At 73.7% G+C, this 22,582-nt stretch carries 22 protein-coding genes; 19 read left to right on the top strand and 3 right to left on the bottom strand.

Annotated elements, in window-relative coordinates:
• Positions 1-166: 166 nt before the first annotated feature.
• Positions 167-676, top strand: a complete 510-nt coding sequence (locus AB0H28_RS21705; RefSeq protein ID WP_358042941.1) for a shikimate kinase — start codon at positions 167-169, stop codon at positions 674-676.
• A gap of 461 nt (positions 677-1,137) precedes the next feature.
• Here the strand turns inward: AB0H28_RS21705 and AB0H28_RS21700 are convergent, their stop codons facing one another.
• A complete protein-coding gene (locus AB0H28_RS21700) occupies positions 1,138-1,926 on the bottom strand; it encodes a cytochrome c oxidase assembly protein (RefSeq protein WP_358042938.1) in 789 nt (262 codons plus the stop codon).
• The gene (locus AB0H28_RS21695; RefSeq protein ID WP_358042935.1) at positions 1,923-2,423 is read right to left on the bottom strand and encodes a DUF2243 domain-containing protein; all 501 of its coding nucleotides are present in this window, start codon (positions 2,421-2,423) and stop codon (positions 1,923-1,925) included. The genes AB0H28_RS21700 and AB0H28_RS21695 overlap by 4 nt, the downstream gene beginning before the upstream one ends.
• A 63-nt stretch (positions 2,424-2,486) precedes the next feature.
• On the opposite strand from AB0H28_RS21695, the gene aroB reads away from it, so the two are divergent.
• The 4 genes from aroB to nusB all read left to right on the top strand — a co-directional run bounded on the left by aroB (position 2,487) and on the right by nusB (position 5,078).
• Positions 2,487-3,563 carry a 3-dehydroquinate synthase gene (aroB, locus tag AB0H28_RS21690; protein ID WP_358042932.1) on the top strand — a complete coding sequence of 359 codons (1,077 nt, stop codon included), beginning with the start codon at positions 2,487-2,489 and terminating at the stop codon, positions 3,561-3,563.
• On the top strand, positions 3,560-4,000 hold the full coding sequence (aroQ, locus tag AB0H28_RS21685; RefSeq protein WP_358042929.1) for a type II 3-dehydroquinate dehydratase: 441 nt from the start codon (positions 3,560-3,562) through the stop codon (positions 3,998-4,000). The genes aroB and aroQ overlap by 4 nt, the downstream gene beginning before the upstream one ends.
• 86 nt (positions 4,001-4,086) lie before the next feature.
• The gene (gene efp / locus AB0H28_RS21680; protein ID WP_358042926.1) at positions 4,087-4,644 is read left to right on the top strand and encodes an elongation factor P; all 558 of its coding nucleotides are present in this window, start codon (positions 4,087-4,089) and stop codon (positions 4,642-4,644) included.
• 23 nt (positions 4,645-4,667) lie between these two features.
• A complete protein-coding gene (gene nusB, locus AB0H28_RS21675) occupies positions 4,668-5,078 on the top strand; it encodes a transcription antitermination factor NusB (protein WP_176558877.1) in 411 nt (136 codons plus the stop codon).
• Positions 5,079-5,138: 60 nt separating this feature from the next.
• On the opposite strand, the gene AB0H28_RS21670 is transcribed toward nusB, so the two are convergent.
• The gene (locus AB0H28_RS21670; protein WP_013285505.1) at positions 5,139-5,627 is read right to left on the bottom strand and encodes a helix-turn-helix domain-containing protein; all 489 of its coding nucleotides are present in this window, start codon (positions 5,625-5,627) and stop codon (positions 5,139-5,141) included.
• A gap of 286 nt (positions 5,628-5,913) precedes the next feature.
• On the opposite strand from AB0H28_RS21670, the gene pyrR reads away from it, so the two are divergent.
• From pyrR to AB0H28_RS21600, 14 genes are all read left to right on the top strand, one after another.
• A complete protein-coding gene (pyrR, locus tag AB0H28_RS21665; RefSeq protein WP_358042923.1) occupies positions 5,914-6,498 on the top strand; it encodes a bifunctional pyr operon transcriptional regulator/uracil phosphoribosyltransferase PyrR in 585 nt (194 codons plus the stop codon).
• Positions 6,495-7,421, top strand: coding sequence for an aspartate carbamoyltransferase catalytic subunit (locus AB0H28_RS21660; protein ID WP_358042920.1), 927 nt, complete (start codon positions 6,495-6,497; stop codon positions 7,419-7,421). The genes pyrR and AB0H28_RS21660 overlap by 4 nt, the downstream gene beginning before the upstream one ends.
• Positions 7,418-8,695: a dihydroorotase gene (locus AB0H28_RS21655; RefSeq protein WP_358042917.1), complete on the top strand. Its 1,278-nt coding sequence runs from the start codon at positions 7,418-7,420 to the stop codon at positions 8,693-8,695. The genes AB0H28_RS21660 and AB0H28_RS21655 overlap by 4 nt, the downstream gene beginning before the upstream one ends.
• Positions 8,692-9,834 (top strand): glutamine-hydrolyzing carbamoyl-phosphate synthase small subunit, encoded by a 1,143-nt coding sequence (gene carA / locus AB0H28_RS21650; RefSeq protein WP_358042914.1) that lies wholly within the window; start codon positions 8,692-8,694, stop codon positions 9,832-9,834. The genes AB0H28_RS21655 and carA overlap by 4 nt, the downstream gene beginning before the upstream one ends.
• Positions 9,827-13,174, top strand: coding sequence for a carbamoyl-phosphate synthase large subunit (gene carB, locus AB0H28_RS21645; RefSeq protein WP_358042911.1), 3,348 nt, complete (start codon positions 9,827-9,829; stop codon positions 13,172-13,174). The genes carA and carB overlap by 8 nt, the downstream gene beginning before the upstream one ends.
• A 94-nt stretch (positions 13,175-13,268) precedes the next feature.
• On the top strand, positions 13,269-14,288 hold the full coding sequence (locus tag AB0H28_RS21640; protein WP_358042907.1) for a quinone-dependent dihydroorotate dehydrogenase: 1,020 nt from the start codon (positions 13,269-13,271) through the stop codon (positions 14,286-14,288).
• Positions 14,289-14,390: 102 nt separating this feature from the next.
• Complete coding sequence (locus AB0H28_RS21635) at positions 14,391-15,665, top strand: adenosylmethionine--8-amino-7-oxononanoate transaminase (RefSeq protein ID WP_358042905.1); 1,275 nt, start codon at positions 14,391-14,393, stop codon at positions 15,663-15,665.
• A gap of 83 nt (positions 15,666-15,748) precedes the next feature.
• Positions 15,749-16,585, top strand: coding sequence for an orotidine-5'-phosphate decarboxylase (pyrF, locus tag AB0H28_RS21630; protein WP_358042903.1), 837 nt, complete (start codon positions 15,749-15,751; stop codon positions 16,583-16,585).
• Between the two features lie 177 nt (positions 16,586-16,762).
• On the top strand, positions 16,763-17,080 hold the full coding sequence (gene mihF, locus AB0H28_RS21625; RefSeq protein ID WP_013285515.1) for an integration host factor, actinobacterial type: 318 nt from the start codon (positions 16,763-16,765) through the stop codon (positions 17,078-17,080).
• Between the two features lie 25 nt (positions 17,081-17,105).
• Positions 17,106-17,639 (top strand): guanylate kinase, encoded by a 534-nt coding sequence (locus AB0H28_RS21620; RefSeq protein ID WP_358042900.1) that lies wholly within the window; start codon positions 17,106-17,108, stop codon positions 17,637-17,639.
• A 52-nt stretch (positions 17,640-17,691) separates the two neighbouring features.
• On the top strand, positions 17,692-17,958 hold the full coding sequence (gene rpoZ, locus AB0H28_RS21615; RefSeq protein ID WP_013285517.1) for a DNA-directed RNA polymerase subunit omega: 267 nt from the start codon (positions 17,692-17,694) through the stop codon (positions 17,956-17,958).
• A 14-nt stretch (positions 17,959-17,972) separates the two neighbouring features.
• A complete protein-coding gene (gene coaBC / locus AB0H28_RS21610) occupies positions 17,973-19,181 on the top strand; it encodes a bifunctional phosphopantothenoylcysteine decarboxylase/phosphopantothenate--cysteine ligase CoaBC (protein ID WP_358042897.1) in 1,209 nt (402 codons plus the stop codon).
• A 97-nt stretch (positions 19,182-19,278) separates the two neighbouring features.
• A complete protein-coding gene (metK, locus tag AB0H28_RS21605; RefSeq protein WP_358042894.1) occupies positions 19,279-20,469 on the top strand; it encodes a methionine adenosyltransferase in 1,191 nt (396 codons plus the stop codon).
• 59 nt (positions 20,470-20,528) lie between these two features.
• Positions 20,529-22,562, top strand: coding sequence for a primosomal protein N' (locus AB0H28_RS21600; protein ID WP_358042892.1), 2,034 nt, complete (start codon positions 20,529-20,531; stop codon positions 22,560-22,562).
• The last annotated feature ends 20 nt before the right edge of the window (positions 22,563-22,582 follow it).

The following is a 22,582-nucleotide window of genomic DNA, read 5'->3' as shown; positions in this document are numbered from 1 at the left end:
GAACGTAGCGCAGCGGAGTCCCGCAGTCGTGAACGGAGGGTCGGTCCGGTGAGCGCGAGGAACGTAGCGCAGCGGAGTCCCGCAGTCGTGAACGGAGGGTCGGTCCGGTGAGCGCGAGGAACGTAGCGCAGCGGAGTCCCGCAGTCGTGAACGGAAAGTCAGCCCGGTGAGCACCCGGCCGGTGTGCGTGCTGGTCGGGGCGCCCGGTTCCGGCAAGAGCACGGTGGGGGCGGCGCTCGCCGGGGTGCTCGGCGTCGACTTCCGGGACACCGACGGTGACATCGAGCGCCTCGCCGGCAAACCGATCCCGGAGATCTTCGTCGACGAGGGCGAGGACCACTTCCGTACGCTGGAGCGGGCCGCGGTGGCGGCGGCGCTGGCCTCGCACGCCGGGGTGCTCGCGCTCGGCGGCGGCGCCGTGCTGGCCGAGGAGAACCGGGCCGCGCTGATCGGCCACACCGTGGTGCACCTGTCGGTGGAACTGTCCGACGCGATCAAGCGGGTCGGGTTGGGCGCCGGCCGGCCGCTGTTGGCGTTGAACCCGCGGGCGACCCTCAAGCACCTGTTGGAGCAGCGCCGTCCGCTCTACGCCGAGGTGGCGACCGCAACGGTGGTGACCGACGGGCGCGCGCCGGAGGAGTTGGCCGCGGAGATCGCCGCCCTGCTCAAGCCCTGACCCCCGTCGCGCCCCTGCCCCGCTCCGGGTCGCACCGGCCCCCGCTCTGGGTGACACCCTTGGCGTTCCATTCGGGGCCGCCGACGCTGGTGGGTGGAACGTCGTGGGTGTCTGCGGAGGGTTTTGGCACCCATGGCGTTCCACTCGGAGCCGCCGACGCTGGTGAGTGGAACGTCATGGGTGTGTGCCGGTGGTCGGGTGCGGTGGCGGGGGTCACCGGCTACGACGCGGTCGGTGCGGGCCGACGCCGGCTCGCGGGGCGAACCGGGCCGGGCGCCCCTGCGGCCGTCGGCCCGCCGCGTGGGGTGATGTGGCGGAGCTGGCGAGCTGCGCGCGTGGGGTGGTGTGGCGGAGCTGGCGAGCTGCGCGCGTGGGGTGGTGTGGCGGAGCCCGGGTGGGGCCGTGTGGCGGAGCCGCGAGCAGGCCGCTGGTGCGGTCCGGGGTGAAACCGTCCGCCCCGGTCACGCCCGGACCGGCGTGGGTCCGGGGGCTGGGCGGTGGGCCCGGCGCTCCGGTCGCCAGGTGGCGAGCAGCGTGAGCGCGAGCGCGATCTCGGCCAGGTCGCCGAGGTAGTACATCAGGGTGGCGCCGGCGCGCAGCTCCGCGCCGGTGGCTGGCACGTCGACGAGCACCCCGGCGTAGAGCAGCTGGGCGATCGTGGCGTGCGCGGCCACCCCGACGCCGAGCACCACCAGCCGCACCGGCACCCGGGGGCGGTGCGGGCCGGGGTCCGGCCCGGCGATCGACCAGGCGAACAGGCAGCCGCTGAGCAGGAAGTGGGCCTGCACCAGGGTGTGCAGCAGCGGGTGGTCGAGCGTGGCCCGGTAGAGCGGGGTCAGGTAGAGCAGCCACAGGCCGCCGGCGGTGAGCAGCAGGCCGGTCGCCGGGTGGCCGAGCACCCGCGCGACCGGGTGCCGCAGCAGGTGCACCAGCGCCCGGCCGGTGCGCCGGTCCAGCGTGCGCAGCAGCAGCGTGACCGGCGCACCGAGGATCAGCGCCAGCGGCGCCAACATGCCGATCAGCAGGTGCTGCCACATGTGCCCGACGAAGTCGCCGGCCGGCCGGAGCAGCCCCGCCGTCACCAGCAGCGCGCCCAGCCCGAAGCTCGCCGTCCGGCCGTGCGCCCAGCCCGGCCCGCCGGGGTCCCGCAGCCGCAGCGCGGCGGCGAGGTAGACCCAGAACGCCGCCACCGGCACGAGCGCGGTCGCCGGGAAACCGCCGGCGGCGTGCCCGGCATGGGCGAGGGTCATCGCGACCCCGGCGCGCACAGGTCGATCTCGTCGGCCCGCCGCTGGATCGCCCAGCCGGCGACGACCAGGACCACGCCGAGGGCGAGGAAGCCGAGGTCCCACCAGGTCTGGTACGGGCCGGAGCGGACGTGGTGGATGCCGAGCAGGTGGTGGTCGATGACGCCCTCGACCAGGTTGAACAGCCCCCAGCCGACGAGCACCCACCCCCAGAGCATCGGGGCGCGCCAGAGCCGGCCGCGGGAGTGGGTCACCCGGGAGTAGAGCAGGGCCAGCCCGGTCAGCACCGCCACCCAGGTGACCACGTGGAACAGCCCGTCCCACACCGTGTTCATCTGCAGGCCGGGCATGGTGTCGACCGGGTAGTCCTTGATCCCCACGTGGTCGGCGTCGGTGCTGCTGAGCATGTGGTGCCACTGGAAGACCTGGTGCAGGAAGATGCCGTCGACGAAGCCACCGAGGCCGACGCCGAGGATCGTGGCGGGAAGGCGGATGCTCATCCCGCCGCCCTACCCGGGGCGCGGCCGGACAAACACCCCACGGAGTGGACTAGGCTGCCGGCGATGGACGAGGTGACCCGGATCCCGGTCGGCGGCGAGCGGCCGTACGACGTTCTGGTGGGACGTGACCTGCTCGACCCGCCGCCCCGACTGCTGCCCGGCGCTGAGCGGGTGGCCTACCTGTACGCGCCGCCGCTCAAGGCGCTGGCCGAGCGGCTCGCCGAGGGGGCCCGCGCCGACGGCGTGACGCCGCTGCTGGTGGAGCTGCCGGACGCCGAGGCGGGCAAGCACGTCGACGTGGCCGCCGGGTGCTGGGACCGGCTCGGCGCGGCCGGCTTCACCCGTACCGACGCGGTGGTCGGGGTGGGCGGTGGCGCGGTGACCGACCTGGCCGGTTTCGTCGCCGCGACCTGGCTGCGCGGGGTGCCCTGGGTGCCGGTGGCGACGTCGCTGCTCGGCATGGTCGACGCCGCCGTCGGCGGCAAGACCGGGATCAACACGGCCGCCGGCAAGAACCTGGTCGGCGCGTTCCACCCGCCGGCCGGCGTGCTGGTCGACCTGGCGACGCTGGACGGCCTGCCGCCGGCCGACCTGGCCGCCGGCATGGCCGAGGTGGTCAAGTGCGGCTTCATCGCCGACCCGGTGATCCTCGACCTCGTGGAGCGGGATCCGGCCGCCGCGCTGGACCCGGCCGGGCCGGTGCTGCGCGACCTGGTCGAGCGGGCGGTGCGGGTCAAGGCCGACGTGGTCGGCGGTGACCTGCGTGAGTCCGGGGTGCGGGAGGTGCTCAACTACGGTCACACGCTGGCGCACGCGATCGAGAAGGTGGAGGGCTACCGCTGGCGGCACGGCCACGCGGTGGCGGTCGGCCTGGTCTACGCCGCCACCCTCGCGCGGCTCGCCGGCCGGCTCGACGACGCGACGGCACGGCGGCACCGCGCGGTGCTGGCCGCGCTCGACCTGCCCACCGGCTATCGGGCGGACGCCTGGCCGGAGCTGCTGGCCGCGATGCGGGTGGACAAGAAGGCCCGGGGGAGCCGGCTGCGGTTCGTGGTGCTTGACGATCTCGCCCGCCCGGCGATGCTGGAGGGGCCGCCGGACGAGCTGCTGGCCGAGGCGTACCGGGAGATCAGCTCGTGAGGGTCTACGTGCTCAACGGTCCGAACCTGGGCCGGCTCGGCACCCGCCAGGTCGACGTCTACGGGGTGACCAGCCATGCCGAGCTGGCGGCCGACTGCGAGCGGACCGGGCGTGAGCTGGGCCTGGACGTGGTGGTCCGGCAGACCGACGCCGAGCACGAACTGCTGGGCTGGCTGCACGAGGCGGCGGACGAGGCGGCGGCGGTGGTGCTCAACCCGGCGGCCTGGTCGCACTACTCGCTGGCGGTCCGGGACGCCTGCGCCATGCTCCGCGCCCCGCTGATCGAGGTGCACATCTCCAACATCCACGCCCGGGAGGAGTTCCGGCGCCACTCGGTGGTCTCCGCGGTGGCGACCGGGGTGATCTGCGGGCTGGGCGTGGACGGCTACCGGCTGGCGCTGCACCACCTGGCCGCGCGGGCGAGCGTCGGCGGCTGAGCGTGCCCGCTCGGGCACCGGGGTCCGATTCGACACGGCGAGTAGACTCGACAGGTCTGTCCGCCAATTGATGATCAAGGCAGGAAATGGCCTCCACCAACGACCTGAAGAACGGCCTGGTACTCAACCTGGACGGCGAGCTGTGGGCCGTCGTCGAGTTCCAGCACGTCAAGCCCGGTAAGGGTGGTGCGTTCGTGCGTACCACGCTGAAGAACGTGCTGTCCGGCAAGGTGGTCGACAAGACCTTCAACGCGGGCACCAAGGTCGAGACCGCGACCGTGGACAAGCGCACCATGCAATACCTGTACGCCGACGGTGAGGACTTCGTCTTCATGGATCTGGAGACGTTCGACCAGATCACCGTGCTCGGCGGCACGGTCGGCGAGGCCGCCAACTACCTCCTGCCGGAGGCCGAGGCGACCGTCGCCACCCACGAGGGCGTGCCGCTCTACATCGAGCTGCCGACCTCGGTCGTGCTGGAGGTCACCTACACCGAGCCGGGCCTGCAGGGCGACCGGTCGACCGGTGGCAACAAGCCGGCCACCGTCGAGACCGGCGCCACCGTGCAGGTGCCGCTGTTCATCACCACCGGTGAGAAGATCAAGGTCGACACCCGCGACGGCCGTTACCTCGGCCGATCCTGATGGCCGAGGGTCCGAAGCAGCAGATGCCGGCGCGCCGCAAGGCGCGCAAGCGGGCGCTGGACGTGCTCTTCGAGGCCGACCTGCGGGACCGTCCGCCCGTCGAGGTGCTCGCCGGCTACCTGGAGCGGATCGAGCAGCCGCGCCCCGACCACCTCGGCTACGCGGTCGGGCTGGTCGAGGGCGTCGCGGCGCACCTCGACCGGATCGACGAGACGATCGCCAGCTACGCCGAGGGGTGGACGCTCGACCGGATGCCGGTGGTCGACCGCAACCTGGCCCGGATCGCCGTCTACGAGCTGCTCTACGTCGACGAGATCGACGACGCGGTGGCGATCAGCGAGGCGGTCGAGCTGGCCCGGCAGATGTCGACCGACGACTCGCCCCGCTTCCTCAACGGCATCCTCGGCCGGATCGCCGAGTACGCCACGCGCTGACGCGCCACAACGTCGAAGGGCCCGTGCCAGCCGGCACGGGCCCTTCGACGTACGGGTGGGTCAGGAGGCGAAGAACGCCCGCGGGTCGGCGACCAGCACACCGTGCTCGGTCAGCCGCTCGATCAGGCCCGACGGGGAGGCGTCGTAGACGATGGCGAGGGCGCGCAGGTCGTCGGCGCGGATGGAGAGCACCCGGCCGTTGTAGTCGCCGCGCTGCTGCTGGATGGCGCGGGCGTACCGGGCGACGTACGCGAGGTCCTCGGAGGCCTCGTCGTAGAGCCGCTCCAGGTCGAGCACGATCTTGCTGGTGGGCTCGTGACGCACCCCACTGCCGTCGGGCAGCAGCTCGGAGACGGGAACGCGGTAGAAGTCGGCCAGCTCCGCCAGGCGGGACACGGTGACGGCGCGGTCGCCGCGCTCGTACGAGCCGACCACCACGGCCTTCCACCGACCGTTCGACTTCTCCTCCACCCCTTGCAGGGAGAGGCCCTGCTGCTGGCGGATGGAGCGCAGGCGGGCGCCCAGCGACTTGGCGTATTCAGAGGGCATTCGGACACTCCCAGTGCTGCTCGGGGTTCTCCCAGCTATCGCTACGGAGCGTGACGGTACGGGGATTGCGACAACTGGTCAAGTGTTGCCGTCCACGAGGTCCGGGCCCCGGTGTGGCTTGTCCCCATTTCTCCGGGCTGACCGGGAGGTCAGGACCGGCGGCGGTGGGCGCGGTGACCGCTGGTAACGTGGCGTGCAGCCCCGGTCCGGGCCCGTCGAGGGTCCAGCCGGAGTCGATAGACGTCCTTTAACGACCCGTCCCGTGAGGCGGGGAAGGAGGTCCGCCGTGGCCTATCCACCGGCTGCCCACTCGTCGCCGCCGCGACAACCCTCGGTGAAGGTGATCCTCGCCGCCGCCGACGTCTCGCGGGTGGTCGACCGCATCGCCCACCAGATCCTGGAGAAGACCCAGGGCGCCGCCGACACCGTGCTGCTCGGCATCCCCACCCGGGGCGTCCCCCTGGCGCGCCGCCTCGCGGCCCGGATCAGCACCTTCGAGGACGTGACCGTCCCGGTCGGCGTGCTCGACATCACGCTCTACCGCGACGACCTGCGCCGGCACGCCACCCGCGCGGTCGGCCCGACCGATCTCCCGCCGGGCGGCGTCGACGGCCGGCGGGTGGTGCTCGTCGACGACGTGCTCTTCTCCGGCCGCACCGTGCGGGCCGCGCTGGACGCGCTGAGCGACGTCGGCCGCCCGGCCTCGGTGCAACTCGCGGTCCTGGTCGACCGCGGCCACCGCCAGCTGCCGATCCGCGCCGACTACGTGGGCAAGAACATCCCCACCGCGCTGGCCGAGAGCGTCAAGGTCACCCTCGCCGAGACCGACGGCACGGACGAGGTACGGCTGTACGGAGGCGAGTTTTCATGATCCGGCACCTGCTCTCCGGGGCGGACCTGGACGCCGACACCGCCACCCTGGTCCTGGACACCGCGGCCGAGATGGCCACCGTGGCGGGCCGGGAGGTCAAGAAGTTGCCCGCGCTGCGCGGGCGGACCGTGGTCAACCTCTTCTACGAGGATTCGACCCGGACCCGGATCTCGTTCGAGGCGGCCGCCAAACGCCTGAGTGCCGATGTGATCAACTTCTCGGCCAAGGGTTCCAGCGTGGCCAAGGGCGAGAGCCTGAAGGACACCGCGCTGACGTTGCAGGCCATGGGCGCCGACGCGGTGGTCGTCCGCCATCCCGCCTCCGGCGCTCCGCATCGGCTGGCCGACTGGGTGGACGGGTCCGTGGTCAACGCCGGCGACGGCACCCACGAGCACCCCACCCAGGCGCTGCTGGACGCGTACACCATGCGGTCCCGGTTGGGCCGGCTCGCCGGCCTGCACGTGGCGATCGTCGGTGACGTGCTGCACTCCCGGGTGGCCCGGTCCAACGTGCTGCTGCTCAGCACGCTGGGCGCGAAGGTCACGCTTGTCGGTCCGCCGACGCTCATCCCGGTCGACATCGCGACCGCGCTCGCCCCCGGCATCGACGTCTCCTACGACCTGGACACCGTTGCACCCGGTGTGGACGTGGTGATGATGCTGCGGGTGCAGCGGGAACGGATGAGCGACTCCTACTTTCCGTCGGCGCGGGAGTACGCCCGCCGGTACGGGCTCGACGGGCCGCGCATGCGCCGGCTGCCGGAGCACGCGATCGTCATGCACCCGGGCCCGATGAACCGGGGCATGGAGATCACGCCCGAGGTCGCCGACTCGCCCCGCTCCACAATCGTCGAACAGGTCGCCAACGGGGTCTCCGTGCGGATGGCCGTCCTCTACCTGCTGCTCGGAGGGAGCAACCGGTGACCGCGTACCTGATCAGAAACGTCAGCCCGGTCGGCGGCGAGCCGGCCGACCTGCTGATCCGCGGCGGCGTGGTGGCCGAGGTCGGCCCCGGCCTCGACGCCGGCGACGCCACGGTGATCGACGCGACCGGCCTGGTCGCGCTGCCCGGCCTGGTCGACCTGCACACCCACCTGCGTGAGCCCGGCCGGGAGGACGCCGAGACGGTCGAGTCCGGCTCCCGGGCGGCGGCGCTCGGCGGCTACACGGCGGTCTGCGCGATGGCGAACACCTCGCCGGTCGCGGACACCGCAGGCGTGGTCGAGCAGGTCTGGCGGCTGGGCCGGGAGGCCGGCCTGGTCGACGTGCAGCCGATCGGCGCGGTCACCGTCGCGCTGGCCGGGGAGCGCCTGGCCGAGCTGGGCGCGATGGCCGACTCCGCGGCCCGGGTGCGGATCTTCTCCGACGACGGGCACTGCGTCGCCGACCCGCGGCTGATGCGCCGGGCGCTGGAGTACGTCAAGGCGTTCGACGGGGTGATCGCCCAGCACGCCGAGGAGCCCCGGCTCACCGAGGGCGCGCAGATGCACGAGGGCGAGGTCTCCACCCGGCTCGGGCTGACCGGCTGGCCGGCGGTCGCCGAGGAGGCGATCATCGCCCGGGACGTCCTGCTGGCCGAGCACGTGGGCAGCCGGCTGCACGTCTGCCACGTCTCCACCGCCGGCAGCGTCGAGGTGCTGCGCCAGGCCAAGGCGCGCGGGGTGCGGGTGACCGCCGAGGTGACGCCGCACCACCTGCTGCTGACCGACGACCGGGCCGAGACGTACGACCCGGTCTTCAAGGTCAACCCGCCGCTGCGCACCGCCGCCGACGTCGCCGCGCTGCGGGCCGCGCTGGCCGAGGGTGTGATCGACGTCGTCGCCACCGACCACGCGCCGCACGCGGTGGAGGACAAGGAGTGCGAGTGGGCGTACGCCCGCCCGGGCATGCTCGGCCTGGAGACGGCGCTGTCCATCGCGCTCGACGTGTTCGGGCCGCGGTGGGACCTGATCGCCGAGCGGATGTCCCGCGCCCCGTCCCGGATCGCCGGCCTGGCCGGACACGGCCTCGACCCGGCCCCCGGCGTGCCGGCCAACCTGACCCTGGTCGACCCGGCGGCCCGGCGCGTGATCGAGCCGGCGGAGCTGGCCAGCCGCAGCCGCAACACCCCGTACGCCCGCATGACGCTGCCGGGTCGCATCGTGGCGACCTTCCTGCGTGGCGAGCCGACGGTCCTGGACGGAAAGGCAACCAAGTGAGGCGCAGAAGCGCGATCCTCGTCCTTGAGGACGGGCGCACGTTCCACGGCGAGGCGTACGGCAGCGTCGGGGAGACCTTCGGCGAGGCGGTCTTCAATACCGGCATGACCGGCTATCAGGAGACGCTCACCGACCCCTCCTACCACCGTCAGGTGGTGGTGCAGACCGCGCCGCACATCGGCAACACCGGCGTCAACGCCGACGACGACGAGTCCGGCCGGATCTGGGTGGCCGGGTACGTGGTGCGCGACCCGGCCCGGATCGGCTCGAACTGGCGCGCCACCGGCGGGCTGGAGGACCGGCTCGCCGCCGAGGGCGTGGTCGGGATCAGCGGGATCGACACCCGGGCGCTGACCCGGCACCTGCGCGAGCGTGGCGCCATGCGGGTCGGCGTCTCCAGCGTCGACGACGACCCGGCCGCCCTGCTGGATCGGGTGCGGCGTTCGCCGGCGATGGTCGGCGCGGACCTGTCCACCGAGGTGACCACCGCGAAGCCGTACGTGGTCGAGGCCGTGGGCGAGCACCGGTTCACGGTGGCCGCGCTGGACCTGGGCATCAAGCGCAACGTGCCGCGCCGGCTCGCCGCGCGCGGTGTCACCACCCACGTGCTGCCCGCCGGCTCCACGATCGAGGACCTGCTCGCCACCGGCGCGGACGCGGTCTTCCTCTCGCCCGGCCCGGGGGACCCGGCGACCGCCGACGGGCCGGTCGCGCTCGCCCGGGAGGTGCTCACCCGGCGGATCCCGCTGTTCGGCATCTGCTTCGGCAGCCAGATCCTCGGCCGGGCGCTCGGCTTCGGCACCTACAAGCTGGGGTACGGCCACCGGGGCATCAACCAGCCGGTGCTCGACCGGGTCACCGGCAAGGTCGAGGTGACCAGCCACAACCACGGGTTCGCCGTGCAGGTGCCGGGCGCGCAGGGCGGCGCGGTCGTGCCGGACCAGGTGATCGACACCGGGTTCGGCGGCGTCCGGGTGTCCCATGTCTGCCTCAACGACAACGTGGTCGAGGGGCTGCGGGCCGAGGACGTGCCCGCCTTCACCGTCCAGTACCACCCGGAGGCGGCGGCCGGCCCGCACGACGCGGACTACCTGTTCGACCGCTTCGCGGAGCTCATCGAAGGCGGTAGGAATGCCTAAGCGGACCGACCTGAAGCACGTCCTGGTGATCGGCTCGGGGCCGATCGTGATCGGACAGGCCTGTGAGTTCGACTACTCCGGCACCCAGGCCTGCCGGGTGTTGCGCAGCGAGGGGATCCGGGTCAGCCTGGTCAACTCCAACCCGGCGACGATCATGACGGACCCGGAGTTCGCCGACGCCACGTACGTCGAGCCGATCACCCCCGAGTTCGTCGAGCTGGTCATCGCCAAGGAGCGCCCGGACGCGCTGCTGGCGACGCTGGGCGGGCAGACCGCGCTGAACACGGCGGTCGCGTTGCACTCCGCAGGCGTGCTGGAGAAGTACGGCGTCGAGCTGATCGGCGCCAACATCGAGGCGATCAACCGGGGCGAGGACCGGCAGCTCTTCAAGGACATCGTGGCCAAGGCCGGCGTCCGGCTCGGCGTCGAGGACCCGGCCACGCTGACCCCGCGCTCCCGCGTCTGCCACTCCATGGACGAGGTCCGCGACACGGTCGCCGAGCTGGGCCTGCCGGTGGTCATCCGGCCGTCGTTCACCATGGGCGGCCTCGGTTCCGGGATGGCGCACACCGACGCGGACCTCGACCGCATCGCCGGCGCCGGCCTGGCCGCCAGCCCGGTGCACGAGGTGCTGATCGAGGAGAGCGTGCTCGGCTGGAAGGAGTACGAGCTGGAGCTGATGCGCGACCGGCACGACAACGTGGTGGTGGTCTGCTCGATCGAGAACGTCGACCCGATGGGCGTGCACACCGGCGACAGCGTCACCGTCGCCCCGGCCATGACGCTCACCGACCGGGAGTACCAGCGGCTGCGCGACCTCGGCATCGCGGTGCTGCGCGAGGTCGGGGTGGACACCGGCGGCTGCAACATCCAGTTCGCGGTGAACCCGGCCGACGGCCGGCTCGTCGTGATCGAGATGAACCCGCGGGTGTCCCGCTCGTCGGCGCTGGCGTCGAAGGCGACCGGCTTCCCGATCGCCAAGATCGCCGCGAAGCTGGCCATCGGTTACACGCTCGACGAGATCCCCAACGACATCACGCTCAAGACGCCGGCCGCGTTCGAGCCGTCGCTGGACTACGTGGTGGTGAAGATCCCCCGCTTCGCGTTCGAGAAGTTCCCCGGCGCCGACCCGGAGCTGACCACCACCATGAAGTCGGTGGGCGAGGCGATGAGCCTGGGCCGCAACTTCGCCGAGGCGCTGAACAAGGCGATGCGCTCGATGGAAACCAGATCATCCGGTTTCTGGACCGTCCCCGACCCTCAGGACGCGACCCGGGAGAACACGCTCGCCGCGTTGCGCGTGCCGCACGACGGTCGGCTCTACACCGTCGAGCGGGCGCTGCGCCTCGGCGCGTCGATCGCCGAGGTGGCCGAGGCGTCCGGCGGCATGGACCCGTGGTTCCTGGACCAGATCGTCGGCCTGGTCGAGCTGCGCGCCGAGATCGTCGACGCGCCGGTGCTCGACGCCGACCTGCTGCGCCGGGCCAAGCGGGCCGGCCTGTCCGACCGGCAGCTCGCCGCGCTGCGCCCCGAGCTGGCCGCCGAGGACGGGGTCCGCACGCTGCGGCACCGGCTCGGGATCCGGCCGGTCTACAAGACGGTGGACACCTGCGCGGCCGAGTTCGAGGCGACCACGCCCTACCACTACTCGACGTACGACCAGGAGACGGAGGTGGCGCCGTCGGCCCGGCCGAAGGTGCTCATCCTCGGCTCCGGGCCGAACCGGATCGGGCAGGGCATCGAGTTCGACTACTCGTGCGTGCACGCCGTCCAGGCTCTTCGGGGGGTGGACTACGAGACGGTGATGGTCAACTGCAACCCGGAGACGGTCTCCACCGACTACGACACCGCCGACCGCCTCTACTTCGAGCCGCTGACCTTCGAGGACGTGCTGGAGGCGTGGCACGCCGAGGACTCGTCCGGCCGGGCCGCCGGTGGCCCCGGCGTGGTCGGGGTGGTGGTGCAGCTCGGCGGCCAGACCCCGCTCGGCCTGGCCCAGCGGCTCAAGGACGCCGGGGTGCCGATCGTCGGCACCTCCCCGGAGTCGATCCACCTGGCCGAGGAGCGGGGCGCGTTCGGCGCGGTGCTGGCCCGGGCCGGGCTGCGCGCGCCCGCGCACGGCATGGCCACCTCGTACCCCGAGGCGAAGGCGATCGCCGAGGAGATCGGGTACCCGGTGCTGGTCCGGCCCTCGTACGTGCTCGGCGGCCGGGGCATGGAGATCGTCTACGACGACGCCACGCTGCGCGACTACATCGGCCGGGCCACCGAGATCTCACCCGACCATCCGGTGCTGGTGGACCGGTTCCTCGACGACGCCATCGAGATCGACGTGGACGCGCTGGTGGACGCGGACGGCGACGTCTACCTGGGTGGCGTGATGGAGCACATCGAGGAGGCCGGCATCCACTCCGGCGACTCGTCGTGCGCGCTGCCGCCGATCACGCTGGCCGGCTCCCACCTCACCCAGGTGCGCCGCTACACCGAGGAGATCGCCCGCGGCGTCGGGGTGCGCGGCCTGCTCAACGTCCAGTACGCGCTGCAGGGCGACACGCTCTACGTGTTGGAGGCCAATCCCCGCGCCTCCCGAACCGTCCCGTTCGTCTCGAAGGCGACGGCGGTGCCGCTGGCCAAGGCGGCGGCCCGGATCGCGTTGGGCGCCACGATCGCCGAGCTGCGCGCCGAGGGGATGCTGCCGCCGTCCGGGGACGGCGGCACCATGCCGCCGGACGCGCCGATCGCGGTCAAGGAGGCGGTGCTGCCGTTCAAGCGGTTCCGCACCCCGTCGGGCAAGGGCATCGACGTGCTGCTCGGCCCGGAGATGCGGTCCACCGGCGAGGTGATGGGCATCGACACCGGCTTCGGTCAGGCGTTCGCGAAGTCGCAGGCCGCCGCGTACGGGTCGCTGCCGACCGCCGGGAAGATCTTCGTGTCGGTGGCGAACCGGGACAAGCGCGGCATGATCTTCCCGATCAAGCGCCTGGCCGATCTCGGGTTCGAGATCGTCGCGACCACCGGCACGGCCGAGGTGCTGCGGCGGCACGGCATCGCCTGCGAGCAGATCCGCAAGCACTACGAGTCGGGCGAGGGCGCGGACGCGGTGTCGCTGATCCTCGGCGGCGACGTGGCGCTGGTGGTTAACACGCCGCAGGGCTCGGGCGCGAGCGCCCGCTCGGACGGCTACGAGATCCGCAGCGCCGCCGTCACGGCGGACATCCCCTGCGTCACCACCGTCCCCGGCGCCGCCGCGGCGGTGATGGGCATCGAGGCGCGCATCAACGGTGACCTCCGCGTCCGCCCCCTCCAGGACCTGCACGCCGCCCTCCGGGCCAACGAGTGACCCCGCGGACACCGGCGTCGATCATGAAGTTGGCGGCGGCGGAGGAGATCCACATCGCCGCCAACTTCATGATCAACGGCGCGGAGGGGGCGCGGTGATCTTCGAGCGGGTGGTGCGGGACCGGCTGTTCGCGCTGGGGGACGGGGACGCGGAGACGGCGCACGAGTGGACGCTCGCCCGGTTGGCCGGGCTGTCGCGGCGGCCAGCCGTGTTGGGGGCGCTGCGGCGGGCGTACTTCCGGGCTTCGCCGCGTGAGGTGTTCGGGGTGCGCTTCCCGAACCCGGTCGGCCTGGCGGCCGGGATGGACAAGAACGGCGTCGCGCTGCCGGCCTGGCCGGCGCTGGGTTTCGGCTTCGTCGAGGTCGGCACCGTGACCGCGCACGCCCAGCCGGGCAACCCCCGGCCCCGGCTGTTCCGGCTGCGCGACAGCGCGGCCGTGATCAACCGGATGGGCTTCAACAACGCCGGCGCCGAGGCGCTCGCGGCCCGGCTGTCGGCGCTGCCCCGGCCGCTCGGCGTGCCGCTGGGCATCTCGCTGGGCAAGTCCAAGGTGACAGCGCTGGACGAGGCGGTCGAGGACTATCTCGCCTCCTACCGGGCGCTCCAGGGGCACGGCGACTACTTCGCGGTCAACGTGTCCTCACCGAACACCCCGGGCCTGCGGTCGTTGCAGGATCGCGCGCACCTGGACGCGTTGCTCGCCGCGCTGGTGGGGGAGAAGCCGGTGCTGGTGAAGATCGCCCCGGACCTGACCGAGGCGGCCGTGGCCGAGCTGCTGGAGGTCTGCCTGGACCGGGGCGCGGCCGGCGTCATCGCCACGAACACCACGCTCGGCCGGGACGGGCTCGCCCCGGCCGACCGGGCGCGCGGCGCGGAGAGCGGCGGCCTGTCCGGTCGACCGCTGACCGCCCGGTCCCGGGAGTTGGTCGCCTTCGTGCACCGGGAGACCGGCGGCCGGCTGCCGGTGATCGGCGTCGGTGGCATCCTCGACCCGGACGACGCCACCCGGATGTTCGACGCCGGCGCGTCCCTGGTCCAGCTCTACACCGGCTTCATCTATCGCGGCCCGGCCCTGACCCGAGCCATCACCACCCGCACCCGCACCACCCCCTGACCCGCCCCACCCCACCACCGCCGCGATCTTGCGGTTGCTGCCCCGGCGTACCGCCCGAACCAGGCCGAAACCACAGGATCGCGGGGAGGGGAAGGAGTACCCGTGACGCCCGAGGAGATCCTCGCCCTGGACCGCCGGCACGTCTGGCATCCCTATGCGGCGATGCCGGCGGGCGGGCCGCCGCTGGTGGTGCGGAGCGCCTCGGGGGTCCGGCTGCGGCTGGGCGACGGGCGGGAACTGGTCGACGGCATGTCGTCCTGGTGGGCGGCCATCCACGGCTACCGGCACCCGGTGCTGGACGCCGCGGTGACCGACCAGCTCGGCCGGATGAGTCACGTGATGTTCGGCGGGCTCACCCACGAGCCCGCCGCGCGCCTGGCCGGCACCCTGGTCGAGCTGGCCCCGGACGGCCTGGAGCACGTCTTCCTGGCCGACTCCGGCTCGGTCAGCGTCGAGGTCGCGGTGAAGATGTGCCTGCAGTACCAGCGCGCCGTCGGGCGCCCGGACCGCCGCCGCCTGGGCACCTGGCGGGGTGGCTACCACGGCGACACGTTCCACCCGATGAGCGTCTGCGACCCGGAGGGCGGCATGCACCACCTCTGGGGCGACGTGCTGCCCCGGCAGGTGTTCGCGCCGCTGCCGCCGGCCGGCTTCGACGCCCCGCCCGACCCGGCGTACGAGGCGGCGCTCGCCGACGCGGTCGAGCGGCACGCCGACGAGTTGGCCGCGGTGATCGTCGAGCCGGTGGTCCAGGGCGCCGGCGGGATGCGGTTCCACCACCCGCACTACCTGCGGGTGCTGCGCGAGGTGACCAAGGCACACGGCATCCTGCTGGTCTTCGACGAGATCGCCACCGGGTTCGGCCGGACCGGGCGGATGTTCGCCGCCGAACACGCGGGCGTCGCGCCGGACGTGCTCTGCGTCGGCAAGGCGCTCACCGGCGGCTACCTCACGCTGGCCGCGGCGCTGTGCACCCCGGAGGTGGCCGGCGCGATCTCGGCCGACGGGGTGCTGGCGCACGGCCCGACGTTCATGGGCAACCCGCTGGCGTGCGCGGTCGCCAACGCCTCCCTGGGCCTGCTGCGCACCGGGGACTGGGCCGCCCGGGTGGCGGGCATCGCCGAGGGGCTGCGGGCCGGCCTGGCGCCGTTGCGCGGCGTCGCGGGGGTGACCGACGTGCGGGTGCTCGGCGCGATCGGGGTGGTGCAGGTGGATCACGAGGTGGACCTGCCGAGGGCCACGGCCGCCGCGGTGGCCGAGGGGGTGTGGCTGCGACCGTTCCGCGATCTCGTCTACACGATGCCGCCGTACGTGTGCGACGCCGCGGACGTGGCGCGGATCGCGGCCGGCGTGGCGGCGGCGGTCCGGGCCGGCTGAGTCGGGCCGCAACGCGGCCGGCGCGACGGAGGGTCCGTCGCGGACACGGAGGCGGCCGGAGCCGCCGGGGAGAGGGAGACGCGATGGAGACGTTCGGCGTACGCCTGCACCGGGCCGTGGCGGAGCGGGGACCGCTCTGCGTGGGGATCGATCCGCATCCCGGGTTGCTGGCCGACTGGGGGCTGTCCGACGACGTCGGGGGGCTCGAACGGTTCTGCCGCACCGTGGTGGCGGCGATCGGCGACCGGGTCGCCGTGGTCAAGCCGCAGTCGGCGTTCTTCGAGCGCTTCGGCGCACGGGGGGTCGGCGTGCTTGAGTCAACTATCCGACAGTTACGAGATGCGGGCTCGCTCGTTCTCCTCGACGTCAAGCGTGGGGACATCGGCTCGACCGTCCACGCGTACGCTTCGGCGTACCTCGATCCATCCAGCCCGCTGTATGTCGACGCGGTCACCGCGAGCCCCTACCTGGGAGTAGGTTCACTCGCGCCGATGATCTCCATGGCCGCCGCGCACGGCGGCGGGGTGTTCGTGCTGGCGCTCACCTCGAACCCCGAGGGCGCCGCCGTGCAGCGTGCCGTCGGGGCCGACGGGCGCACCGTCGCGCAGACCGTGATCGACGAGATTTCCCAGCTCAACCGGGGTGTCGAGCCGCTCGGTAGCTTCGGTCTGGTGGTCGGCGCGACGATCGGCGAGACCGGTCACGACCTCAGCGCGGTCAACGGCCCGCTGCTCGCCCCGGGGCTGGGCGCGCAGGGCGGCACGCCGGCCGGGCTCCGCACGGTGTTCGGCGCCGCGCTGCCGTGGGTGCTGCCGTCGTACTCCCGCGAGGTGCTGGGCGCGGGGCCCGACCCGGCCGCCCTGCGAGCCGCCGCCGAGCGGGCGCAGGCCGAGTGCCGGGCCGTGCTGAACGCCGTCTGACTGACTGACGGCTCGGTCACTTTACGATGATCATCGCGCGTCCACGTTGCCGAAAGCTCCGTCGACCGCTAGTTTTCCCCGCGCTGGGAACCACGGACCCCTTTGGTTGCCAGCGACACCACGTTTCACAGCTGCGGTGGGGCTCCGCCCGCCGTACTAGGGACCTGAGGAGAACTGGTGCCGCTCCCGTCACTGACCCCCGAGCAGCGCGCTGCCGCGCTGGAGAAGGCTGCGGAGATCCGCAAGGCCCGCGCTGAGCTGAAGGAGCAGCTCAAGCAGGGCAAGACCACCCTCGCCACCGTCCTTGAGCGGGCCGAGTCCGACGACGTCGTGGGCAAGCTGAAGGTTTCGGCGGTGCTCCAGGCGATGCCGGGCATCGGCAAGATCCGGGCCACCCAGATCATGGAGAAGCTCAAGATCGCCGACAGCCGCCGCCTGCGCGGTCTCGGCGAGCAGCAGCGCAAGGCGCTGCTCGGTGAGTTCGCCGCCAACTGAACGACCCACCGTGTAGAAACAAGCGGTGAGCACGGATGACGGGGCGCGCTCGGCGGCTCGGCTCACCGTCCTGTCCGGCCCTTCCGGGGCCGGCCGGGGCGGTGTCGTCGAGTTGGTCCGGGCGCGCCTCGCGTCGCTCTGGGTGCCGGTGGTCGCCACCACCCGGCCGCCGCGTGTCGGCGAGCGCCACGGCGTGGACCGGCTCTTCCTCGACCCGGCCGGCTTCGACCGGCTGATCGCCTCGGGCGGGCTGCTGGAGTGGTGCCGGATCGGGCCGTACCGCCGGGGGGTGCCCCGCGCGGACGTGCGGTCCCGGCTCGCCGAGGGCCGGCCGGTGCTGCTGCCGCTGGATCTGGCCGGCGCGCTCGCCGTCCGTGCCGCCGTGCCGCAGGCCCGGCTGGTGCTGCTCGCGCCGCCGGCCTACCGGGCCGCCCCGGGCGTCGCGGAGGTGTTCGCACACGCCGTGACGCACGACCGGACCGAGCGTGCCGTGGCGGAACTGGTAGGATTGATCGGTTCGTCAGTCCTGGCTCCGGCCCGACCGCCCGCGAGCGGTTGAGCGGCCACCGACCGCCCGCGCGGCGGCGCACGAGACGCAGAGGTCAAATTTCGTGGGATCCATCGCCACCAACCCCGAGGGCATCACCAACCCGCCGATCGACGAGCTGCTCGAGAAGACCACCTCGAAGTACGCGCTGGTGATCTTCGCCGCCAAGCGCGCCCGTCAGGTCAACGCCTACTACAGCCAGCTCGGTGAGGGCCTCCTGGAATACGTCGGCCCGCTGGTGGAGACCACCCCGCAGGAGAAGCCGCTCTCCATCGCCATGCGCGAGATCAACGCGGGCCTGCTCACCGCCGAGCCGACCGACCAGCCGTAACCGCGCCCGCGCCGATGCCCGCCGAGATCGTCCTCGGGGTCGGCGGCGGCATCGCCGCCTACAAGGCGTGTGAGCTGCTCCGGCTCCTCACCGAGTCGGGTCACCGGGTCCGGGTCGTGCCGACCGCCTCGGCGCTCCGCTTCGTCGGGGCGCCGACCTGGGCGGCGCTCTCCGGCCAGCCGGTCGCCGACGACGTCTGGTCCGACGTGCACGAGGTGCCGCACGTGCGGCTCGGGCAGCACGCCGACCTGGTCGTGGTCGCGCCGGCCACCGCCGACCTGCTCGCCAAGGCCGCCCACGGGCTCGCCGACGACCTGCTCACCAACACCCTGCTGACCGCGCGCTGCCCGGTGGTGCTGGCGCCGGCCATGCACACCGAGATGTGGGAGCACCCGGCCACCGTGGCCAACGTGGCCACGCTGCGGTCCCGGGGCGTGCGGGTGATCGAGCCGGCGGTCGGCCGGCTCACCGGGCAGGATTCCGGCAAGGGCCGGCTGCCCGACCCGGCGGAGATCTTCGCGGTCGCCCGCCGGGCGCTGGCCCGCGGTGTCGCCGCTCCCGCCGACCTGACCGACCGGCACGTGGTGGTCACCGCCGGCGGCACCCGCGAACCGCTCGACCCGGTCCGCTTCCTGGGCAACCGGTCCTCCGGCAAGCAGGGGTACGCGTTCGCCCGCGCCGCCGTGGCGCGCGGCGCGCGGGTGACAGTAGTCTCGGCGAACGTGGCGCTCCCCGACCCGGCCGGGGTGGACCTGGTCCGGGTGGGCACCACCGAGGAGCTGCGCGCCGCGACGCTGACCGCAGCCGACGCCGCGGACGCGGTGGTGATGGCCGCCGCGCCCGCCGACTTCCGTCCGGCCAGCTACGCCACCGGCAAGATCAAAAAGGCGGACGACGGCGTCGCGCCGACCATCGGGCTGGTCACCAACCCGGACATCGCCGCCGAGCTGGGCCGGCGCCGCCGCCCGGGGCAGGTGCTCGTGGTGTTCGCCGCGGAGACCGACGACGCCGAGCGCAACGGCCGGGCCAAACTGGCCCGCAAGCGCGCCGACCTGATCGTGGTCAACGAGGTCGGCGTCGACAAGGTCTTCGGCGCGGAGACCAACGCGGCCACCGTGATCGACGCCGACGGCGCCGTGCACCGGTTTTCCGAACAACCCAAGGAGGCCCTGGCCGACGCCGTCTGGGACCTCGTGGTCGCACGCCTGGGCCCGACTTCCTGACGATTGCTCACCTGACGTTCCCGGGGCCACAGCGCGACAGGGGCGACTAAACTGCCGCCCAGCGACCTTTCCAAGTCCTCACATGCTTAGGAGTGCCGTGACACGTCTCTTCACGTCCGAATCGGTCACGGAGGGCCACCCGGACAAGATCGCCGACCAGATCAGCGACGGCATTCTCGACGCGCTGCTCGAGCAGGACCCGCACAGCCGGGTCGCGGTGGAAACGTTGATCACCACCGGGCAGGTGCACGTCGCCGGCGAGGTGACCACGAAGGCGTACGCCGACATCCCGACAATCGTCCGGGAGACCATCCTCGGGATCGGCTACGACTCGTCGAAAAAGGGCTTCGACGGCGCCTCCTGCGGAGTGAGCGTGTCGATCGGAGCCCAGTCGCCGGACATCGCCCAGGGCGTGGACAACGCCTTCGAGTTGCGCACCGGTGGGTCGGAGAGCGCGCTGGACGCGCAGGGCGCGGGCGACCAGGGCATGATGTTCGGCTTCGCGTGCTCCGAGACGCCCGAGCTGATGCCGCTGCCGATCGCGCTGGCGCACCGGCTGGCGCGCCGGCTGTCGCAGGTGCGTAAGGACGGCACGATCCCCTACCTGCGGCCGGACGGCAAGACCCAGGTGACCATCGAGTACGACGGGCTGCGCCCGGCGCGCCTGAACACGGTGGTGGTGTCCAGCCAGCACGCGGCGGACATCTCGCTGGAGTCGCTGCTCACCCCGGACGTGCGGGAGCACGTGATCACCCCGGAGCTGGAGGGTCTCGGCCTGGAGACCGACGGCTACCGGCTGCTGGTGAACCCGACCGGGCGGTTCGAGATCGGCGGCCCGATGGGTGACGCCGGGCTGACCGGCCGGAAGATCATCGTGGACACCTACGGCGGGTACGCCCGGCACGGCGGCGGCGCGTTCTCCGGCAAGGACCCGTCGAAGGTGGACCGGTCGGCGGCGTACGCGATGCGGTGGGTGGCGAAGAACGTGGTCGCCGCCGGGCTGGCCGAGCGGTGCGAGGCGCAGGTCGCGTACGCGATCGGCAAGGCGCATCCGGTGAGCCTGTTCGTCGAGACGTTCGGCACCGAGACGGTGCCGGTGGCCTCGATCGAGAAGGCCGTCGCCGAGGTGTTCGACCTGCGTCCGGCCGCCATCATCCGGGACCTGCACCTGCTGCGCCCGATCTACCGGCAGACCGCCGCCTACGGCCACTTCGGCCGCGAGCTGCCGGACCTGACCTGGGAGAGCACCGACCGGGCCGCCGACCTCAAGTCGGCCGCGGGAGCCTGACCACCGCCACGCGCCGCGACCGGCGACCCGCCGAGGGGTCGCCGGTCGCTCGCGTCTGCGTGGACGTGCCGCTGCCGCACCTCGACCGCCCGTTCGACTACCTGGTGCCCGAGGCGCTGGACGCCGAGGCCCGGCCCGGGGTCCGGGTGAAGGTCCGCTTCGCCGGGCAGCTCGTCGACGGCTGGCTGCTGGAGCGCGTCGCCGAGTCCGACCACCCGAAGCTGGCGTACCTGGAGAAGGTCGTCTCCCCGGTGCCGGTGCTCTCGCCGGAGGTGGCCCGGCTGGCCCGGGCGGTCGCCGACCGGTACGCCGGCAGCCTCGCCGACGTGCTCCGGCTGGCCGTGCCGCCGCGGCACGCCCGCGCCGAGCGGTCCGTCACCGCCGCCGACGCGCCGGCCGCCGTCCCGACCAGCGACGCGCCGACCACCGCCCCGACCACCGACGACACCCGGACAGCTGCCGCTGAAGCCGCGTCGCGCACCGCCGGCGTGGACGGGCCGGGAGCCGCCGCCGGCGCGGGTCGCGGCCCGGACGTCCCGCTCGACCCGCGCGGCTGGCGGGACTACCCGGCCGGGCCGGCGCTGCTGCGCGCGCTCGCCGACGGCCGCGCGCCGCGCGCCGTCTGGTCGGCCCTGCCGGGGGAGGACTGGGCCGACCGGTACGCCGACGCGGTGGCCGCGACGGTGGCCGGCGGCCGGGGCGCCGTGGTGGTGGTGGCCGACGGCCGGGACCTGGACCGCCTCGACGCCGCCCTGACCGCGGTGCTCGGCCCGGGCCGGCACGCCTGCCTCGCCGCCGCCGCCGGGCCGGCCCGCCGCTACCGGGCCTTCCTGGCCGCCCGGCGCGGGGAGGTGCCGGTGGTGATCGGCACCCGGGCGGCCATGTTCGCCCCGGTCGAGCGGCTCGGCCTGGTGGCCGTCTGGGACGACGGGGACGACCTGCACGCGGAGCCGCGGGCGCCCTACCCGCACGCCCGCGACGTGCTGCTCACCCGGTCGCGGCTCACCGGCGCGGCCGCCCTGGTCGGCGGCTACGCCCGGACCGCCGAGGCGCAGCTGCTGGTGGAGACCGGCTGGGCCCGGGAGGTCGTCGCCGACCGGGCCACGGTGCGGGCGCGGATGCCGGCGATGGCGCCCACCGGGGACGATCCGCAGCTGGCCCGGGACCCGGGCGCGGCGTCCGCCCGACTGCCCAGCCTGGCCTGGACCACGGCCCGCGACGCGCTCCGCGCCGACCTGCCGGTGCTGGTCCAGGTGCCCCGCCGCGGTTACCTGCCCTCGATCGCCTGCGCCGACTGCCGGGCCCCGGCCCGCTGCCCGCACTGCGCCGGTCCGCTCGGCCTGCCGTCGGCCCAGGGCACGCCCGCCTGCCGCTGGTGCGGTCGGGTCGCCGCCGCGTACTCCTGCCCGGAGTGCGGTGGACGGCGGTTGCGGGCCTCGGTCACCGGCGCCCGGCGGACCGCCGAGGAGTTGGGCCGGGCGTTCCCGGGCGTGCCGGTGCGGACCTCCGGGCGCGAGGAGGTGCTGGCCGGCGTGCCCGGCGGCGCCGGACTGGTGATCGCCACCCCGGGCGCCGAGCCGGTCGCCGAGGGCGGCTACGGCGCGGTGCTGCTGCTCGACTCGTGGGCGCTGCTCACCCGCGCCGACCTGCGCGCCGGGGAGGAGACGTTGCGTCGCTGGCTGGCCGGGGCCGCGCTGGCCCGTCCCGGCGCGGCCGGCGGCCGGGTGGTGGTGGTCGCCGACGGCGCGCTCGCCCCGGTGCAGGCGTTGCTGCGGTGGGACGCGGCCTGGTTCGCCGAACGGGAGCTGGCCGAGCGCCGCGAGCTGGGCTTCCCACCGGCGGTGCGGATGGCAAGCGTCACCGGCGCGGCCGACGCGGTGGCCGACCTGCTGGCCGGCGCCCGGTTGCCCGACGACGCCGAGCTCCTCGGCCCGGTGCCGGCCGACGAGGGCCGGGAGCGGATGCTGGTGCGGGTGCCGCGCGCCCGGGCCGCCGCGCTGGCCGAGGCGTTGCACGTCGCGGCCGGGCAGCGCAGCGCCCGCAAGGCAGCCGACCCGGTCCGGCTCCAGGTGGATCCGCTCAGCCTGTTCTGATCGGCGCCGCCCCGTGACCG

Source organism: Micromonospora sp. NPDC050980 (genome assembly GCF_040653835.1).
Lineage (GTDB): Bacteria > Actinomycetota > Actinomycetes > Mycobacteriales > Micromonosporaceae > Micromonospora.
This window is presented reverse-complemented; position numbering and strand designations above follow the sequence as displayed.

Coding starts and splice junctions, on each gene's coding strand:
- carB (WP_358042911.1), top strand. CDS start 9,827: ATGCCTAAGCGGACCGACCTGAAGCACGTCCTGGTGATCGGCTCGGGG.
- coaBC (WP_358042897.1), top strand. CDS start 17,973: ATGCCCGCCGAGATCGTCCTCGGGGTCGGCGGCGGCATCGCCGCCTAC.
- AB0H28_RS21670 (WP_013285505.1), bottom strand. CDS start 5,627: ATGCCCTCTGAATACGCCAAGTCGCTGGGCGCCCGCCTGCGCTCCATC.
- efp (WP_358042926.1), top strand. CDS start 4,087: ATGGCCTCCACCAACGACCTGAAGAACGGCCTGGTACTCAACCTGGAC.
- nusB (WP_176558877.1), top strand. CDS start 4,668: ATGCCGGCGCGCCGCAAGGCGCGCAAGCGGGCGCTGGACGTGCTCTTC.
- aroB (WP_358042932.1), top strand. CDS start 2,487: ATGGACGAGGTGACCCGGATCCCGGTCGGCGGCGAGCGGCCGTACGAC.
- AB0H28_RS21660 (WP_358042920.1), top strand. CDS start 6,495: ATGATCCGGCACCTGCTCTCCGGGGCGGACCTGGACGCCGACACCGCC.
- AB0H28_RS21695 (WP_358042935.1), bottom strand. CDS start 2,423: ATGAGCATCCGCCTTCCCGCCACGATCCTCGGCGTCGGCCTCGGTGGC.
- pyrF (WP_358042903.1), top strand. CDS start 15,749: ATGGAGACGTTCGGCGTACGCCTGCACCGGGCCGTGGCGGAGCGGGGA.
- AB0H28_RS21700 (WP_358042938.1), bottom strand. CDS start 1,926: ATGACCCTCGCCCATGCCGGGCACGCCGCCGGCGGTTTCCCGGCGACC.